The organism is Arthrobacter sp. NPDC080082, from assembly GCF_040686595.1.
In the GTDB taxonomy this organism is placed as follows: Bacteria; Actinomycetota; Actinomycetes; order Actinomycetales; family Micrococcaceae; genus Arthrobacter.
Map to the genome: position 1 here is coordinate 334,906 of NZ_JBFBKQ010000004.1, position 16,770 is coordinate 351,675.

Genomic DNA, 16,770 nt, shown 5'->3' on the forward strand with positions numbered 1-16,770 from the left:
CCGGGCGTAGCATGCAGCTATGTCAGCACCCGGTGAGCGCTACCGCGACGCCCTGGCCGCCGCGGCCGGGCACGCCCGGCGGTGGCTGGAGAGCCAGCAGTCCCGTCCCATCGGCCCCGCCCGGAGCGCCGCCGAACTCGCGGCCGACTTCGGCGGCCCGCTCCCGTCCGGCGGCACCCCCGCTGCCGAGGTGGTGGACTACCTCGCGGAAAAGGCCGAACCCGGGCTGATGGCCATGCCCTCCGGCCGGTTCTTCGGCTGGGTGATCGGCGGGACGCTGCCCGCCGCCCTGGCCGCGGACTGGCTGGTCAGTGCCTGGGACCAGAACGCCGGGCTCCGTTTCGCCACCCCCGCCACCGCCGCCATCGAGGAGGCCGCGGGCCGGTGGCTGCTCGAGCTGCTGGGCCTGCCCCAGGAGTCGGGGGTGGGGTTCGCCACCGGCGCCACCATGGCCAACTTCACCGGCCTGGCCGCCGCGCGCTGGCGCCTGCTGCAGGACGCCGGTTGGGACTCCGACGCCGACGGCCTCTCCGGCGCGCCGCGGATCCGCTGCTTCGCGGGTGCCGAGCGCCACGACACCATTGACCTGGGGCTCCGCTACCTCGGGCTCGGCCGGCCCACCGCCGTGCGGGCGGACGCGGAGGGCCGGATCGACCCGGCGGCCCTGGACCGCGCCCTCGGGGCGGCGGTTGCCGAGGGTGGTCCGGGTACCGGATCCGTGCCGCTGCTGGTCTGCCTGCAGGCCGGCAACCTGCATTCGGGTGCCTTCGACCCGTTCCGGGAGGCCATCGCCGTCGCCAAGTCCCACGGCGCGTGGGTGCACGTGGACGGGGCCTTCGGCCTCTGGGCCGCCGCCGTGCCGGAACTGGCCGCCCTGACCGACGGGCTGGACAGGGCAGACTCCTGGGGGACCGATGCGCACAAGACCCTCAACGTGCCCTACGACTGCGGGATCGCGGTGGTCCGGGACGTCACCGCGCTCCGGGCGGCGATGGGCCTGCACACCAGCTACCTCATCCAGGCCGCCGACGGGGCCGCCGATCCGTTCGAGACCGTGCCGGAGCTGTCCCGGCGGGCCCGCGGCGTGCCGGTCTGGGCCGCGCTGAAGTCCCTCGGCCGCGACGGCGTCGCCGGGCAGGTCCGCGGGCTGGTGCTCCGTGCCCGCCAACTGGCCGAGGCGCTGGCCGCGCTCGAGGGCGTCGAGGTGCTCAACGACGTCGTCTACACCCAGGTCTCCCTGGCCTTCGGTGATGACGCCACCACCCGGGCGGTAACGGACCGGATCATCGCCGACGGCCGGGTCTGGATGTCCGGTTCGCGCTGGCGGGGCAGGGACATCCTGCGGATCTCGGTGAGCAACTGGAGCACCGACGACGGCGACGTGGCCACAGCGGTGGCGGCGGTCCGGGACGCGCTTGCCGCCGTCCGGGACGCCGGTGAGCAGGCGACTGAGCAGGCGGGCACCTAGCGCGGACGCCTGGCGCGGCAACCTCGTCGTTGTTGCCTAGCCGCGGGAGGGGCCGGAGGCGCCCGGGACCGGCAGGTCGGCGGGCATGGGCAGCCCGTCGAGGGTCCGCCCGGCGAGGGTGCTGGCGACCCAGAGCGACCGAGTCCGGCCGCCGTCGTTCCGTTCCTCCGTGTACCAGAGCGCATTCTCGACTTCCCGCGCCAGGGCCCATTGCCGGGCAACGTCGCCGTCGAGGCCCGCGGCCGCGCTGAACTCCTGGCAGCGTTCCAGCAGCGCCGCGGCCGGATCGGCGGCGGACAATTCGGCCAGCCGGTTCCAGAGCAGCGGCGCCACCGCGAACTCCGCCTCACCCACCAGCGGGTGCGGGTCGATGGCACGGTAATCGTCCGGATCCCCGGACCCGGCCGCTGTCCCGGGACGGGCCAGGATGTTCAGGAAGTGCAGGTCGGCGTGAACCAGGACGTCGACGCCGGAGCGCCGGCCCACCACGCCCCGGGTCTGGCAGACCTCCAGGGCGGCCTCCAGGAGCCAGCGGGGGAAGGGCCGGCCCAGGGCCTCCCAGCGCTCGGGAAACTCGTCGCTCCACCGCTCGGCCACGGCGGCGACCTGTTCAAAGCCGCGCCAGGCGGGGCGGCCGTCCGGGGCGATCGAGAGCCGGCGGACCAGGCCGCCCCAGACCGCGGCGGCCGCCGCAAGGGGCACCTCCTGCAGCGAACGGGTAGCCTTCAGGCGCTCCAGCACCAGCACGCCCGCCTCCGGGTCGGCGGCGATCAGCCGGACCGCGCCCCGGCCCTCCCAGAGCCCGAGGGCGACGTGTTCGGTCCGGGATTCCTCGTGCGGGTAGGCGGCCTTCAGTACACCCGGCGTGCCGTCGTTCAGCCGCACCGGGACGACCACGGCGCCGTGCCCGCTCCACGGTTCCGCGCCGGGCGCCAGGTCAAGGACCAGCGAAAACGCCTCAAGGGCGTCCGCGATCACGCCCGGTAGGGACGCCAGCCAGGCGCGGCCCTCGGCGGTCCGGGAGTATCTGCGGGTGAGGGCGGCGGGGATCGGGACGGGGCTGGGCGAAGTCACCGTCCCAGCGTAGTGTCGGCGATTCAGCCGGCGAAGCCGCTGGTGCCCAGCCAGTTGCCGATCAGGAAGGTGGCCAGCAGAGCCGCGGCGCCGCCGATCACGACCCGGATGGCGGCCTTGGCCTTTGAGCCGCCGCCGATCCAGGCGCCGACGGCTCCCGTCACGGCCAGCGCGACCAGCACCGCGGCGAAGGTGAGCGGCACGCGGATGTTTTCCGGCGGCAGCAGGATCGCCAGCATCGGCAGGATGGCACCGGCCAGGAAGGCGATGGCGGACGCGAGGGCGGCGTGCCAGGGGCTGACGATGTCGGTTTCGTCGATGTTCAGTTCGGCCGCGAGGTGTGCGCCGAGCGCGTCGTGGGCGGTCAGTTCCCGGGCCACGGCGCCGGCGGTTTCCGGGCTGAGGCCCTTCGCCTGGTAGATGGCGGTGAGCTCGGCGAGCTCCTCCTCGGGCTGTTCGGCCAGTTCGCGGCGTTCCTTCTCGATCAGCGCCTCCTGGCTGTCCTTTTGGCTGCTGACAGACACGTATTCACCCAGGGCCATGGAGATGGCACCGCCGACGACGCCGGCGGCACCGGCGATCAGGATGGGGCCGGAGTCGGTCGTCACGCCAGCGACGCCCACCACGATCGCGGCGACCGAGACGATCCCGTCGTTGGCGCCGAGGACGCCGGCGCGCAACCAGTTCAGCCGGTGCGCGAGGTCGTTGCGGTGCGGTTCATTTTCTTGAAAGACGGGTGCCTGGCTGGTTTCCATGCGAACAGCCAACCATCAGCGCCGCAACCGCCGCCAGTATTCGGAGGCTAAGTAAAGTAAGCAGCGCCTACCCTGATTCGTGGCACATCCAGGCTTATTTCCCGCCCGGCCAGCCTATTTTGCAGGCAGCGTGGGCAGTTCCGCGGGGTCCACCGACAGGCCCGGGGTCGGCTCCGGCGCGGCGCCCCAGGCGGCGGCGCGGCGGCCGGTTTCCAGCAGCCCGGACACGGCCCATTGGCGGGTGGCCCCGTCGCTGAGGCCCACCAGGTCGGCATAGGCCGCCAGCGAGCCGGATTCCAGCCCGCGCAGCCCGGCCGCCGGCGAGACCAGGAACGCGGGGTCCAGTGCATAGCCGGCCTGCCGCGGGGGAGCGGCGGCGCAGTGCTGCCGGGCCAGCGACTCGGCGGCCGCGGCGAGGGCCTCGTGGCGGGTTAGCCGCGTGGCGGCCGCGGCGGCCCCGGGGCCGTCCAGACGCGTCAGGGCCACTTGGTAGGCGTAAACGGTTTCCCTTTCGGTGCTGATCACCTCGGCGAGGGCGTTCGCCAGGTCCGCGCGCGCCGGTGACGCCGACGCGGAGGGGGTGGCTGAGGAGGAAACCGTCGCGGACGGGCAGGCCGAAGGGGCCGGTGTCGCGGACCCGGGGGCCGGGGCGGCGCTGGCGGGGGCCGACGCTGCGGCGCCCGTCGATGCCGGGTCCGGCGTGCCGGTCGCGGCGGCCACCGCGGAGGCCTGCAGCAGCTGGCCGGTGCCGATCGAGGCGAGCAGGCGGGCTGTCCCCGGGTCCGCGGAGGCGGCGTCGGCCAGGCGTTGCCGCCCGCTGGCGTCCAGTGCGGTGACGAGCGACGCGGCCGTCACGGGCGCGGCTGACGGGGACGCAGACGCGGGGGATTGGCCCGGGGACGCCGACGCGGTGGACGGGGACGGGGACGCGGTGGACGGGGACGGGGACGCCGCGCCGGAGGGCGCCAGAGACGGGGACGCCGAAGCGGTGGCCGACCCGGGCCGCCAGAGCGCCCTGGCCTGGGTTGTCAGGAAACTCACAGTGCCGTACGCGGCGGTCCCCGCGCCGGTGAGCCGTTCCGCGTCGGAACGGAGCTCCAGGGTGTCGGTAAGGGCGGCGGCCAGGGCCTTCTCCGACGTGGTCGGCGGAGCCGGTTCCGCGGGCTTGCCGGGGCGTACCACCAGCCCCAAAGTCAGCACCACCACGGCGAGGACGACGATCAACGCCAGCCGGGGAAGGTTGCGGGGCAGCCGGGCCCGCCGTCGTTCTCCGCTGGTCTCCTCATTCACAACAGACCATTTTGGCACGGCCCGCACGCGAGCCACCGCGGTGGGGGTCTGGAGAGGCCCGGCGGCGGTGCGGCGGCCGGAACTGGAGTGCGCCACCGGCCGCGATTGTCGCTACGCTAGTACTCACAACATCATCTAGCAGGAGGCGGGCGGCATCATGACCAACGCAGAAGCCACGACTTCGACAGGCCGGACCGGATCGGGGAAGGCTGACGCCGCCCCCGCACACAACCTGGAGGCCGAGCGGCTCTACGCGCTCCTCGCCCCCGCGGTCCAGGCCAACCGGCTGTACCTGGAAGATGTCTCCATTCACATTGCCGGCGCCAACCGGGTGGTCCACGTCGTCGTCGACCTGCCCCAGGAGGAAACCGGCGGCGTCAGCCTCGACGTGATCGCGGAGATCTCCAAGACCCTTTCGGACATCCTGGACGAGGACCCCAGCACGGATTCCCGGCCGTACGAGCTCGAGGTGTCCTCGCCCGGCGTCGGCCGCCCGCTCACCGAAGAGCGGCACTGGCACCGCGCCCGCGGCCGGATGGTCACCGTCAACGTCATCCAGGGTGACAACGTCACCGGCCGGATCCAGTCCGTGGACAGCTCCGGCGTTACGCTGGTGCCCGAACTGGCCGTCAAGAAGGGGATGAAGCCCAAGCAGGGCGACCCCGTGAAGCTTCCTTTCGACAGGATCCGCAGTGGAAAAGTCGAGATAGAGTTCAGCCACCTCGAAGAGGCGCCGCTGGAGAACGACAATGGACCTTCCGAGGAGGCCTAATGGATATTGACATGAGCGCGCTGAGACTCCTGGAGCGTGAGCGTGAAATCCCGCTGGATCTCCTGATCCCCACCATCGAACAGGCCCTCCTGGTGGCCTACCACAAGACGCCTGGCGCCTTCGAGAAGGCCCGCGCCGAGCTGGACCGCAAGAGCGGCCACGTGACCATCTGGGCCACCGAGATCGACGACGACGGCGAACCCGTCGGGGAGTTCGAGGACACCCCGGCCGGCTTCGGCCGGATCGCCGCGAGCACCGCCCGGCAGATCATCCTGCAGCGCCTGCGCGACGCCGAGGACGACAACGTCCTGGGCCAGTTCAAGGGCCGCGAGGGCGAACTCGTCGCCGGCACCATCCAGCAGGGCAACAACCCGCACATGATCCAGGTGAACCTCGGCACGGTGGAGGCGCTGCTGCCGCCGCCCGAACAGGTCCCCGGCGAGAAGTACATCCACGGCAACCGGCTCCGCGCCTTCGTCATCGACGTGCACCGCGGCACCAAGGGCCCGTCCATCACGCTGTCCCGGTCCCACCCCGGCCTGGTCCGCAAGCTCTTCGAACTCGAGGTCCCGGAAATCGCGGACCACTCGGTCGAAATCGTCGCGCTGGCCCGTGAAGCCGGACACCGCACCAAGATCGCGGTCAAGGCCAACATCCCGGGCGTCAACGCCAAGGGTGCCTGCATCGGCGAGATGGGCTCCCGCGTCCGCGCCGTCATGACCGAGCTGAACGAGGAAAAGATCGACATCGTCGACTACAGCGACGATCCGGCCACCTTCATCGCCAGTGCGCTCTCGCCCTCGCGGGTGAATTCGGTCACCATCACGGACGAGGCCACCCGGTCCGCCCGCGTGGTGGTCCCGGACTACCAGCTCTCCCTCGCCATCGGCAAGGAGGGCCAGAACGCCCGCCTGGCCGCCAAGCTCACCGGCTGGCGGATCGACATCGTCTCGGACGCGGCGGAGAACAAGGACAAGTAGTCCCTCCCTCATCTCCACGTTCGGCCCCGGCGCAGCCCCTGCCCGGGGCCGAACGCCGTTTCCCCGGACCTGCCCGTTTCGGGACCGGGGCGCCGGAGGGCTAGAATAGACAGTGACCGCGCCTTCGGGCCGGCATCCTTGTGCCCTCGGCGCGTGCGGCTTTCCCAGCGGACGTGCCGGGCCGGCAGGTGGTTACGGCAGGAAGATACTCGCAGTGGCAGAAACTCAGCAGCTCGGGAATCAGCCGCAACGTACCTGCATCGGGTGCCGCAAGAAGGGAACGCGGTCGGAACTGCTCCGGCTGGTCGCCGGCGCCGGCGGGTCAACCGCCGTCGTGGTCGACGAACGACGCCGGATGGCAGGCAGGGGAGCATGGTTGCACCCCAGCGAAAAGTGCCTGGCACTGGCGGTCAAACGCCGTGCGTTCGGACGCGCCCTCAACGGCGTCGCCGGAACGGACGACGTCGAACGCCGGATCCTGGCAGGCACGCACGCTGCAGACACCCCGGTGGCCGCAGCAACAACCGTCCAACCTGAAAGCGGGTCAGAAAACTGATGGAAACCCGATGAGTTCCCAGCGATGAGTACGCAACGATGACAACTTTGTTGCGCTCTGCAATGGGCCTTTCAGCTGCACCCGCGGCGGAGGCCCGCAGTAAGAAGTAGACGGTTCGTGCCTGGCTCGGTGCGGACCGAGACAGGAGAAATGTGGCCAAGGTCCGCGTACATGAGCTCGCCAAAGAGCTCGGTATTACTTCCAAAGATGCAGTGACAAAACTGCAGGAACTGGGCGAATTTGTTCGCTCCGCCTCTTCCACAATTGAGGCACCGGTGGTGCGGAAACTCCGCAACGCCTTCCCCGACGCTCCCGCCGCTTCCAAGACCGAAGCGCCCGCGTCCGCCCCCAAGGCCAGCCCCGCCGCCAACCGCCCGGCCCCCGCGCCGGCTCCGGCCGCGCCCAAGGCCGAAGCTCCCGCAGCCCCCGCCGCTCCGGCGCCGTCGGCTCCCGCCCCGGCAGCCCCCGCTGCCGCTCCGGCCGCCGAGGCACCCGCCGCGCCGTCCACCGCTGCCAAGCCCGGCGCACGCCCGGCCCCCAAGGCTGAAGCGCCCGCCGCTCCGGCCCGCCAGGGTGGCTCCGCGCCGCGACCCGGCGGTCCCCGCCCGGGTAACAACCCGTTCGCCACCTCGCAGGGCATGCCCCGCGGCCGTGGCGGCGACTCCGAACGTACCTCCCGTCCGGGTAACAACCCGTTCGCGCCGTCCCAGGGGATGCCGCGTCCGGGTGGCAGCCAGGGCGACCGCCCCGGCGGCCCCCGCCCCGCAGCCGGTGCCGGTGGACCCCGTCCGGGTGCTCCGCGTCCCGCCGGTGCTGCCGGTCCCCGTCCGGGCGCACCGCGTCCGGCTGGTGCCCCCGGCGCCCGTCCGGGTGCCGGCGGAAACCGTCCGACCCCGGGCATGATGCCCAACCGCACCGAGCGTCCCGCACCCGCCGGTGCAGGCCGTCCCGGCGGCGGTCGCGGCCCGGGCCGTCCGGGTGCTCCCGGCACCGGCGGTCCCGGTGGCGGCGGCGCCCCGGCCGGCGGCGGCTTCGGCAAGGGTGGCCGCGGACGCGGTGGCACCCAGGGTGCCTTCGGTAAGGGCGGCGCAGGCCGCGGCAAGCAGCGCAAGTCGAAGCGCGCCAAGCGCCAGGAACTTGAGCAGATGAGCGCTCCGTCGCTGGGTGGCGTGAGCGTACCCCGCGGCGACGGCAACACCGTGGTGCGCCTGCGCCGCGGCTCGTCCATCACGGACTTCGCCGACAAGATCGAGGCAAACCCCGCCGCACTGGTGACGGTCCTCTTCCACCTGGGCGAGATGGCTACGGCCACGCAGTCCCTGGACGAAGAGACCTTCGCGCTGCTCGGCGAGGAGCTGGGCTACAAGCTGCAGGTCGTCTCGCCGGAAGACGAGGAGCGCGAGCTGCTCTCCGGCTTCGACATCGACTTCGACGCGGAGCTTGAGGCCGAGGGCGATGAGGAACTCGAGGCACGTCCTCCGGTTGTCACCGTCATGGGCCACGTCGACCACGGTAAGACCCGGCTGCTCGATGCCATCCGCAAGTCCGACGTCATGGCGGGCGAACACGGCGGCATCACCCAGCACATCGGTGCCTACCAGGTCACCCACAACCACGAGGGCACCGACCGGAAGATCACCTTCATCGATACCCCGGGCCACGAGGCGTTCACCGCCATGCGTGCCCGTGGTGCGAAGGTCACCGACATCGCCATCCTGGTGGTCGCAGCGGACGACGGCGTGATGCCGCAGACCGTTGAAGCCCTCAACCACGCCCAGGCGGCCAACGTGCCGATCGTCGTGGCCGTGAACAAGATCGACAAGGAAGGCGCCAACCCGGACAAGGTCCGCGGCCAGCTGACCGAGTACGGCCTGGTTCCGGAAGAGTACGGTGGCGACACCATGTTCGTGGAGGTCTCTGCACGCCAGAACCTCAACATCGACGAGCTGCTCGAGGCCGTCCTGCTCACCGCGGACGCAGCCCTGGACATGCGCGCCAACCCGAACAAGGACGCCCGCGGTATCGCGATCGAAGCGAACCTGGACAAGGGCCGCGGTGCGGTTGCAACCGTCCTGGTCCAGTCCGGCACACTGCACGTCGGCGACACCATCGTGGCAGGCACGGCCCACGGCCGCGTCCGTGCGATGTTCGACGACGACGGCAGCGCCCTGACCGAGGCCGGCCCGTCCCGCCCCGTCCAGGTGCTGGGTCTGTCCAACGTCCCGCGCGCCGGTGACACCTTCTTCGTGACCGCTGACGAGCGCACCGCCCGCCAGATCGCCGAGAAGCGTGAAGCCGCCGACCGCAACGCCGCCCTGGCCAAGCGCCGCAAGCGCATCAGCCTGGAAGACTTCGACCAGGCCGTCGCCGATGGCAAGATCGACACCCTCAACCTCATCCTCAAGGGTGACGTGTCCGGTGCCGTGGAAGCCCTCGAAGACGCTCTGCTCAAGATCGACGTCGGCGAGGGTGTCCAGCTCCGCGTCATCCACCGCGGTGTCGGTGCGATCACGCAGAACGACGTCAACCTGGCAACGGTCGACTCCGCCGTCATCATCGGCTTCAACGTCAAGCCCGCCGAGCGGGTTGCCGAACTGGCAGACCGCGAAGGCGTGGACATGCGCTTCTACTCCGTCATCTACGCAGCCATCGATGACATCGAGGCAGCCCTCAAGGGCATGCTCAAGCCGGAGTACGAAGAGGTCCAGCTGGGCACGGCCGAGGTCCGCGAGGTCTTCCGCTCGTCCAAGTTCGGCAACATTGCAGGCTCGATCGTCCGCTCCGGCATCATCCGGCGCAACGCCAAGGCCCGCATCAGCCGCGACGGCAAGATCATCGGCGACAACCTCACCGTTGAGACGCTCAAGCGCTTCAAGGACGACGCCACCGAGGTCCGCACGGACTTCGAGTGTGGTATCGGTCTTGGCTCGTACAACGACATCACCGAAGGCGACATCATCGAGACCTTCGAGATGCGCGAGAAGCCGCGCGTCTAGTCGGAGCTAGCGTTACAGAGGTGCGGGGCCGTTGGATTTTTTCCGGCGGCCCCGCCCCTTCGCCGGGTGGTTTCCGATCTCCGATCGCAAACCACCCGGCTCCGACAGGCCCGATGCCACTCCCAGGCCGCCGGAAAAAATCCAACGGGAGTCCGTCGTAGGCTTGACTTAGGCGCGTGGCACCAAACCGGCACTTGTACGGCGACCGTTTCGGCGCCGTCGTACATCCAAATTTTTTTAGGAGTGGAAATGGCTGATCCCGCACGGGCTGCCAAGTTGGCGCAGCGGATCAAGGTTGTGGTTGCGGAGGCTTTGGGCCGACGGGTGAAGGATCCCCGGCTCGAAGGCGTGACCGTGACCGATGCGCGGGTGACCAATGACCTGCAGCACGCCACGGTGTACTACACCGTGTTCGGCGACGAGACGGCGCAGGCCGATGCCGCCAAGGGTCTGGAGAAGGCCAAGGGTGTGCTCCGGCAGGAAGTCGGCCGCAACATCACCGTCCGGCTGACTCCGACCCTGGAGTTCGTCGCCGACCAGATCCCCGTGGTGGCCTCAAACCTCGAGGAACTGCTGCGCGAGGCGAAGAAGCGCGACGCCGAGGTGGCGGCCCTCGCGGCCGGCGCCAAGCACGCCGGCGACGCCGACCCGTACAAGAGCGACATCCCCGACGACGTCGAACTCGACGACGAGGACTTTGACGAGGACGACTTCGACGAGGAGAACCACGATCTCCGCGCCGGCGGCGACATCGACGAGGACAGCAACAAGTAGTCCCGGCACGCCCCGGACCTCCGGCCGGACCCGTTTGCGGGTCCGGCCGGAGGCGTATCCGGGGCTGGCCGCCCGCCGCCCGCGGGGCCTTTGGACCCTAGGCGCTCCGGCGCCCGGAGGGTCCCATGGAACCATGACTCCGGGGCACCCGAACGACGGCGGCAGGCCATGACCACGGCGCTGGTGACGTGCCCGAACTGCGGCGCCACCAACCGCATCCCCGCCGCCGTGGCTGGCCACCCCCGCTGCGGCAAATGCCGGCAAGACCTGCCCTGGATCGTGGCCGCCGGAGACGCGGACTTCGCCGCGATCGCTGAGCAGTCATCGGTGCCGGCGCTGGTGGATTTCTGGGCCGCCTGGTGCGGCCCCTGCCGCATGGTCAGCCCGGTGCTGGACCGGCTGGCGCGCGAGCGGGCCGGACAGGTCAAACTCGTCAAGGTCGACGTGGACACCTCCCCGGCCCTGTCCCGCCGCTTCGACGTGCAGGCCATCCCCACCATGCTGGTCATCATCGACGGCACGGTGGTGGCGCGCCAGGCCGGGGCGCCCCCGGCGGCCGCGCTGCGGTCCTGGCTGGACGGGGCGCTGGCCGGCCGGAACGAAAGGAGCCGGCGGTGACCGAGATCCTGCGCTACGAGGTGGGATCCGGGACCGTGCTGGTGGAGGTCGACGAGGGCAGCTTCGGGGTCGAGCGTCCGGCCCGGAACGAGATCGGGGTGCTGGAGGCCGGCCGCCGGCTCGAGGATGCCCTGGCCGCGGTCCGCCCGGCCGCCCGCGCCGCCGCCGAGGTGATGCGCGAACTCGCCCCGGAACACCTGCAACTGCAGTTCGGGGTGAAACTGGCCGGCGACGCCGGGGCGATCATCGCCCGCACCTGCGCCGAGGGGCACTTCGTGGTCACCCTGTCCTTTACCGCGTCGGCCGCACCCGAGGTTCCGGACGAGAACGAGATCGTGCTCTGACCGCGGTGCTTTGACCGGTCCTGTCGCTACCGCTGGCGCGTCGCGTCAGCGCCGCCGTCGGGCGCCCAGGCGGCCCAGCAGCGGCGACCCCATGCCGAGCAGGAAACCGAAGTCATACCAGTTGCCGGCCCGGGCCGTGTTGTAGAACGGGAATTCCTTCCACGCCCCGAAGACGTGGGCGATCAGGATGATCCAGGCCGTCAGCCCGTTCCAGATGCCCCACAACAGGTCCTGCCACCACATGGCCGCCTCCGTTTTCCTTGTCGTTGCCCGCCTCCGGCGGCTGGGACGTGTCGGGTCAGGCTACTGCCTGGCCGCATCCCGCGGTAGGGACTCCGGGGCCGTGTCGTCCCCGGACCGGTCCCTGCCGGGCAGCCGCTCCAGCCCCTCGACCAGTTCCGCGGTGCCGCCGCACAAGGCGATCCGGATCCAGCCCTCGCCGATCGAACCGAACGCGGTTCCCGGGGCGAAGGCAACCCCCGACTCGGCCAGGAAACGCCGCACCCAGGCCCGGACGTTGCCGCCGCTGACGTGGGACATGTCCGCCCACAGGTAGAAGGCGCCCTGGGCGGTCAGGAAGGGGATGTCCTTCGCGTCCAGGACCCGGGAGGCGGCGTCCCGGTTGGTCCGGTAGTGGGCATGGGCGTGGGACACGTAGTCCTGCGGGCCGGTGAGCGCGGCCAGGGCGGCGTACTGCGAGGGGGAGGCCACGCAGGAGACGATCGCCTCCATGACGTTGTTCATCTGCTGCTCCAGGCCGGGAGGGCAGATCAGCGCGCCGATCCGCAGGCCCGTCAGCCCGTAGGTCTTGGAGAGCGTCAGCGACGTGAAGACGCGGGCCTCGCCGGGGACGTCGCTGTCGAACCGGGCCGGGCTGACGTGCGGGACGTCGTAGGTGAAGGCCTCGTAGCATTCATCCGAGATGATCCACAGGTCGTGCTTCCGGGCCAGTTCCACCAGCCGCCGCGTGAGGTCCTCGCTGAGCACGGCACCCAGCGGGTTCGAGGGGGAGTTGAGCACCAGCACCCGGGTCCGCGGGGTGATCAGCTCCTCAATGTCCTCGATCCGCGGCTGGAAGGCGTGGTCCGGGTACAGCGGGTAACGGACCGGGACGGCGTGCAGCAGGCTGGAGGTCATGGCAAACGTGGGGTAGCCGGGGTTGGGCACCAGGATCTCGTCGCCGGGGGAGAGCAACAGGCTCATCGCGAAGTGCAGGCCCTGCTGGGCGCCGTCGACGACGTACACGCGATCCGCGCCGACGTCGACGCCGTTGTGCTCCCGGAAGCGGGCGGCGAATGCCTCCCGCAGCGCGGGAATCCCGGCGTTGGGCGTGTAGTTGGTTTCGTCCCGGTCCAGGCACGCCATGCCGGCCTCGAGGACGTGGCGGGGGAGCGCGAAGCCCGGCTCGCCGATGCTCAGCACGATCGCGCCGGGGGTGTGCCAGGCGGCCTCGGTGATCTCGCGGATCTGGTTGACGGGAACATCGCGGACATGGGCGGCTAGCTCTGGCATGGTTGCCATCCTAGCCGCCGGGCCGGTGCCTGCCGGCTGTGGCTTCCCGGCGGCTTCCCGGTGCTGTGCTGGTGCTGCGCACGGCCGACTCCCGGGCGGCGGGAGGCCGGTGTGTCGCGGATATACTGGGAGGCGTGCTTTCTGGACTGGTGATAGTAGACAAGCCGCAGGGTTGGACCAGCCACGATGTGGTTGGGCGGATGCGGCGGATCGCCGGTACCCGAAAGGTGGGCCATGCCGGCACCCTGGACCCGATGGCCACGGGCGTCCTGGTCCTGGGCGTCAACAAGGCTACCCGCCTCCTGACCTACATCGTTGGGACGTCCAAGACCTACACCGCCACCATCCGCCTGGGCGAGTCGACCATCACGGACGACGCCGAGGGCGAGGTCGTCAGCCGCACCAGCGCCGCCGGGGTCACCGAAGACGCCGTCCGTACCGGCGTCGCCGCCCTCACCGGGAAAATCCAGCAGGTCCCCAGCAGCGTGAGCGCCATCAAGGTCAACGGCGAGCGGGCCTACGCGCGCGTCCGCTCCGGCGAGGAGGTCAAACTCGCCGCCCGACCGGTCACCATCCACCGCTTCGAGATCCACGAGTTCCGGCGCAGCGCCGACGGCGCAGTGCTGGACCTGGACGTCACCGTCGAGTGCTCCTCCGGCACCTACATCCGCGCCCTCGCCCGCGACCTGGGCTCCGCCCTTGGCGTCGGCGGCCACCTCACAGCACTGCGCCGCACCCAGGTGGGGCCCTACGGCCTCGACCAGGCCCACAGCCTGGAGGAGCTCGCCGAGGAGCTGGACTTGCTGGAAATGTCGCAGGCCGCGCGGGCGCTGATGCCCAACCGCGAACTTAGCGACGAGGAGACTGTCGAACTTTCCTTCGGCCGGCGGATCGCCGCCGGTGCGCCGGCCGGTTCACCGGAGGCCGCGACGGCGGAGAATCCGGCGGCGGCCTTTGCCCCGGACGGCTCCCTCGTGGCGTTGCTTTCCGACGCCGGCAACTACGCCAAGCCCGTGCTGGTCTTCGCCCCGGACACCGGAAAGCCGGGTGCCTGAGGGTGGACGCGTATTTCTACATCATCCTGGTGGTGGGGCTGGTCTCCACCGTGCTCTGCGCCGGTGCCGGCATCCTGAAGAAGGCCCCGAACGACACCACCATTCTCTCCGTGGCCGCCGTGGAGCTGGCCCTGCTGGTCTATTTGGTGGGGTCGATCATCCGCGTGGTCTCGGGCGAGCACATCGCGGGGGAGCCGTGGGAGTTCTGGGGCTACCTGTTCACGGCGCTGCTGCTGCCGGTAGGGGCCGTGTACTGGGCCATCGCCGAACGCACCCGGTGGAGCAACTTCGTGCTGGCGGCCGTGGGCGTGACGGCCTTGGTGATGGCCGCCCGGATGAATCAGATCTGGTACTGACGTGAAAGAGGCGAGGAAGAACATGGCGGCTTCAGAGCGGGGAACCGGCACCGCGGACAACGGCGGGGCAACGGACACCTCCGGGGCATTTGGGGGCCGCGGGGCCCGTGGGGGCCGGCTCGGAGGGCTTGGCCGCCCGGCCGGGACGGGTCGGTCCAACCGGCCCGCGAAGGACACCCGCAACACCGGTCCGGGGCGGCTGTTGATCGCGGTGTACGCGATCTTCGCCCTCTCCGCGACCGCGCGGGCCGGCTACCAGATCCTCACCAAGTTCTCCGAGGCTCCGCTGGCGTACCTGCTGTCCGCCTTCGCCGCGGTGGTTTACATCGTGGCGACCATTTCCCTCGCGAAGCCCGGGCCCACCTGGTTCAAGGTGTCCGTCACGGCCGTGGTGGTGGAACTGGTCGGCGTGCTGGTGGTCGGGGCCCTGAGCCTCTTCGACGCCGTGAACTTCCCGCACGAGACCGTCTGGTCCCTGTTCGGGCGGGGCTACGGGTTCATCCCGCTGCTGCTGCCGATTCTGGGCCTGATCTGGCTCTACCGCCGCCGCCCCTCGGCCCCGGTGGCTGCTTCCGCTGACTGAGGCGGTCCGCGGCATCCGGACGACGGCGGCGGCTTCGCTGCTGAAACCGCGCGCTCCAGAGTGATGCCGTTCGAGCCTGCCGACCGACGCCGGCTCCGCCGCTGGTACCGCCCGTCCCCGACCGATGCGTACACGCGCTGGTGAGTGTGGTTGCCCTTTGAATCCCGCGGCGGCGAGCCGTCGCCGGGCAGCCGCGACCGCCGTCGTCGTTCGCCGTTTCCCGCGGCCGTGCCCCGATACTTTCCCGTCGGTGGGCATGCTTGGCTCACCGCCGCAGGCCCGCGATAATAAGTAAACTTGCGATTCATAGTAAGCATGCTTATTGTGGAACTCGGATGCGGGCAATGACGGCTTCGCTTCCTGCTGGTCAACCGAAGCGAGGGAGGCATCATGGGTACTATGAACGCCATTCCCGGAGCGACATGGGAATTTGAGGGCGCAGCCACGGGCGCAGCGCCGGTGGGCGAGGTCAGTTTGCGGCCGCTCCCGGGGTGCCTGGCATGAGCGCCGCCCCCGATTCCAGAAAATGGCGGACCGACCAACTGCTGTCAATGGCCGCCAGGGTTGTTGAACGCCGCAAGGACAACGCCCTTGCCGCGCTGGGGCTCACCCACGCCGGCGTCATTGCCCTTCAAGGCCTCGCGGCCGGACCGCTCAACCAGGAACAACTGGCGCGGCGCATTGCCGTGCAGAGCCAGACGCTGGGACGCGTCCTTGGCCGCTTGGAAGACTCCGGTCTGGTCACCCGCACCCGCGACGAACGCGACCGCCGGCAGTTCTCCGTGGCGCTGACGGACGCCGGCACCGCCGCGCTGGACGCTGCGCACAAGATCGAGCGCGAGGCACTGCCGGAGGATCTGGAGAACTGGACCCACCTGCAGCACGACCTCGGCCGCATCCTCTCCGCCTTCGAGACTCCCGGGCGCTAAGCGAGCTTTTCTAATCGTTCGCCGGTTCTAGGACGCTTGCTCAAGCCGCCGGCGCAGTTCCGGCCAGGCGGCGGCAAAGCCGGGGTGCAGCTCATGCTCATCGACGTTGGCCGGCTGAATCCACTGCAGATCCAGGCTTTCCGGATCGCTGATCGCCGGGTCGAAAGGCTCGATCACTCGCGCGGCGACTGTCGTGTAGGTCCAGTAGCCGACGTCGAACACGGACGTGAACAGCACCTCCACCGCCTCCGGGGGCACCGCGGCCTCCTCTCTCGCTTCGCGAAGTGCACCGTTGACCGCGTCCTCGCCCTGGTGCAGGGCACCTCCGGGCAGGCCCCAGGTGCCGCCCTGGTCACTCCAGGTGGCACGGTGCTGCAGGAGGATGCCTTTGCCGGCGTCGTGGACCAATAGCCCGGCCGAACCGAACCGGCCCCAGAACCGCCCCTTGTCGCCCTCCACCCAGGCGTCGCCCGGATCGCGGGGGCCGTGCGGCCGGCGCGGCCCGAAGTAGGGGTTCTCCTGCTTTTCCTGCGTGTCCGGCGTGGGGGTTGGCTGCGGGGCGTCGGGCAGGGGAGCGGCTGAGCTGTCCATATCGCTAGTCTGCCACGCGGGCAGTACGGCGTGACTCCGGGGAGGCGCACGCGAGGTCATAGGGAGTCACGTCGTCGGATTTCTTCTGCGGGTCCTTGAGGCCCGGTTAATTGTCAG

The 16,770-nt window shown here is 70.5% G+C and carries 18 protein-coding genes; 12 read left to right on the forward strand and 6 right to left on the reverse strand.

Going from position 1 to position 16,770, the window contains the following annotated elements:
* The first annotated feature begins 19 nt into the window (after window positions 1-19).
* Window positions 20-1,468, forward strand: a complete 1,449-nt coding sequence (locus AB0O44_RS10525) for a pyridoxal-dependent decarboxylase (protein ID WP_364137128.1) — start codon at window positions 20-22, stop codon at window positions 1,466-1,468.
* 36 nt (window positions 1,469-1,504) lie between these two features.
* Here AB0O44_RS10525 and AB0O44_RS10530 read toward each other — a convergent pair whose 3' ends face one another.
* The 3 genes from AB0O44_RS10530 to AB0O44_RS10540 all read right to left on the reverse strand — a co-directional run bounded on the left by AB0O44_RS10530 (window position 1,505) and on the right by AB0O44_RS10540 (window position 4,587).
* Window positions 1,505-2,542 carry an aminoglycoside phosphotransferase family protein gene (locus AB0O44_RS10530; protein ID WP_364137130.1) on the reverse strand — a complete coding sequence of 346 codons (1,038 nt, stop codon included), beginning with the start codon at window positions 2,540-2,542 and terminating at the stop codon, window positions 1,505-1,507.
* Window positions 2,543-2,565: 23 nt separating this feature from the next.
* Window positions 2,566-3,297 carry a VIT family protein gene (locus tag AB0O44_RS10535; protein ID WP_364137132.1) on the reverse strand — a complete coding sequence of 244 codons (732 nt, stop codon included), beginning with the start codon at window positions 3,295-3,297 and terminating at the stop codon, window positions 2,566-2,568.
* Window positions 3,298-3,411: 114 nt separating this feature from the next.
* The gene (locus AB0O44_RS10540) at window positions 3,412-4,587 is read right to left on the reverse strand and encodes a DUF4439 domain-containing protein (protein WP_364137134.1); all 1,176 of its coding nucleotides are present in this window, start codon (window positions 4,585-4,587) and stop codon (window positions 3,412-3,414) included.
* A gap of 157 nt (window positions 4,588-4,744) precedes the next feature.
* On the opposite strand from AB0O44_RS10540, the gene rimP reads away from it, so the two are divergent.
* The 7 genes from rimP (at window position 4,745) to AB0O44_RS10575 (ending at window position 11,627) form a co-directional block, all read left to right on the forward strand.
* Window positions 4,745-5,359: a ribosome maturation factor RimP gene (gene rimP / locus AB0O44_RS10545; protein ID WP_290258362.1), complete on the forward strand. Its 615-nt coding sequence runs from the start codon at window positions 4,745-4,747 to the stop codon at window positions 5,357-5,359.
* Window positions 5,359-6,339, forward strand: a complete 981-nt coding sequence (nusA, locus tag AB0O44_RS10550) for a transcription termination factor NusA (protein WP_290258361.1) — start codon at window positions 5,359-5,361, stop codon at window positions 6,337-6,339. The genes rimP and nusA overlap by 1 nt, the downstream gene beginning before the upstream one ends.
* A 214-nt stretch (window positions 6,340-6,553) precedes the next feature.
* Entirely contained in the window at window positions 6,554-6,895 is a 342-nt protein-coding gene (locus AB0O44_RS10555) for a YlxR family protein (RefSeq protein WP_364137137.1), read from the forward strand.
* A gap of 152 nt (window positions 6,896-7,047) precedes the next feature.
* A complete protein-coding gene (gene infB, locus AB0O44_RS10560; RefSeq protein ID WP_364137139.1) occupies window positions 7,048-9,891 on the forward strand; it encodes a translation initiation factor IF-2 in 2,844 nt (947 codons plus the stop codon).
* 249 nt (window positions 9,892-10,140) lie between these two features.
* Window positions 10,141-10,665 (forward strand): 30S ribosome-binding factor RbfA, encoded by a 525-nt coding sequence (gene rbfA, locus AB0O44_RS10565; protein WP_364137141.1) that lies wholly within the window; start codon window positions 10,141-10,143, stop codon window positions 10,663-10,665.
* 168 nt (window positions 10,666-10,833) lie between these two features.
* Window positions 10,834-11,283, forward strand: coding sequence for a thioredoxin (trxA, locus tag AB0O44_RS10570; protein WP_364137143.1), 450 nt, complete (start codon window positions 10,834-10,836; stop codon window positions 11,281-11,283).
* The gene (locus AB0O44_RS10575; RefSeq protein ID WP_364137145.1) at window positions 11,280-11,627 is read left to right on the forward strand and encodes a CU044_2847 family protein; all 348 of its coding nucleotides are present in this window, start codon (window positions 11,280-11,282) and stop codon (window positions 11,625-11,627) included. Before trxA ends, AB0O44_RS10575 begins: the two co-directional genes overlap by 4 nt.
* Before the next feature lie 45 nt (window positions 11,628-11,672).
* On the opposite strand, the gene AB0O44_RS10580 is transcribed toward AB0O44_RS10575, so the two are convergent.
* Together AB0O44_RS10580 and AB0O44_RS10585 are read right to left on the reverse strand one after the other, a co-directional pair.
* Window positions 11,673-11,870 (reverse strand): hypothetical protein, encoded by a 198-nt coding sequence (locus tag AB0O44_RS10580; RefSeq protein ID WP_290258355.1) that lies wholly within the window; start codon window positions 11,868-11,870, stop codon window positions 11,673-11,675.
* 60 nt (window positions 11,871-11,930) lie between these two features.
* A complete protein-coding gene (locus AB0O44_RS10585; protein ID WP_364137147.1) occupies window positions 11,931-13,139 on the reverse strand; it encodes a pyridoxal phosphate-dependent aminotransferase in 1,209 nt (402 codons plus the stop codon).
* A 134-nt stretch (window positions 13,140-13,273) separates the two neighbouring features.
* Here AB0O44_RS10585 and truB point away from each other — a divergent pair, with 134 nt between their 5' ends.
* The 4 genes from truB to AB0O44_RS10605 all read left to right on the forward strand — a co-directional run bounded on the left by truB (window position 13,274) and on the right by AB0O44_RS10605 (window position 16,062).
* Entirely contained in the window at window positions 13,274-14,194 is a 921-nt protein-coding gene (gene truB / locus AB0O44_RS10590; protein WP_364137149.1) for a tRNA pseudouridine(55) synthase TruB, read from the forward strand.
* Between the two features lie 2 nt (window positions 14,195-14,196).
* Window positions 14,197-14,550: a hypothetical protein gene (locus AB0O44_RS10595; protein ID WP_364137151.1), complete on the forward strand. Its 354-nt coding sequence runs from the start codon at window positions 14,197-14,199 to the stop codon at window positions 14,548-14,550.
* Between the two features lie 22 nt (window positions 14,551-14,572).
* Entirely contained in the window at window positions 14,573-15,133 is a 561-nt protein-coding gene (locus AB0O44_RS10600) for a hypothetical protein (protein WP_364137153.1), read from the forward strand.
* Between the two features lie 551 nt (window positions 15,134-15,684).
* Window positions 15,685-16,062, forward strand: coding sequence for a MarR family transcriptional regulator (locus AB0O44_RS10605; RefSeq protein ID WP_364137155.1), 378 nt, complete (start codon window positions 15,685-15,687; stop codon window positions 16,060-16,062).
* A gap of 27 nt (window positions 16,063-16,089) precedes the next feature.
* Here AB0O44_RS10605 and AB0O44_RS10610 read toward each other — a convergent pair whose 3' ends face one another.
* Window positions 16,090-16,653 (reverse strand): NUDIX hydrolase, encoded by a 564-nt coding sequence (locus AB0O44_RS10610; protein WP_290258350.1) that lies wholly within the window; start codon window positions 16,651-16,653, stop codon window positions 16,090-16,092.
* Between the last annotated feature and the right edge of the window lie 117 nt (window positions 16,654-16,770).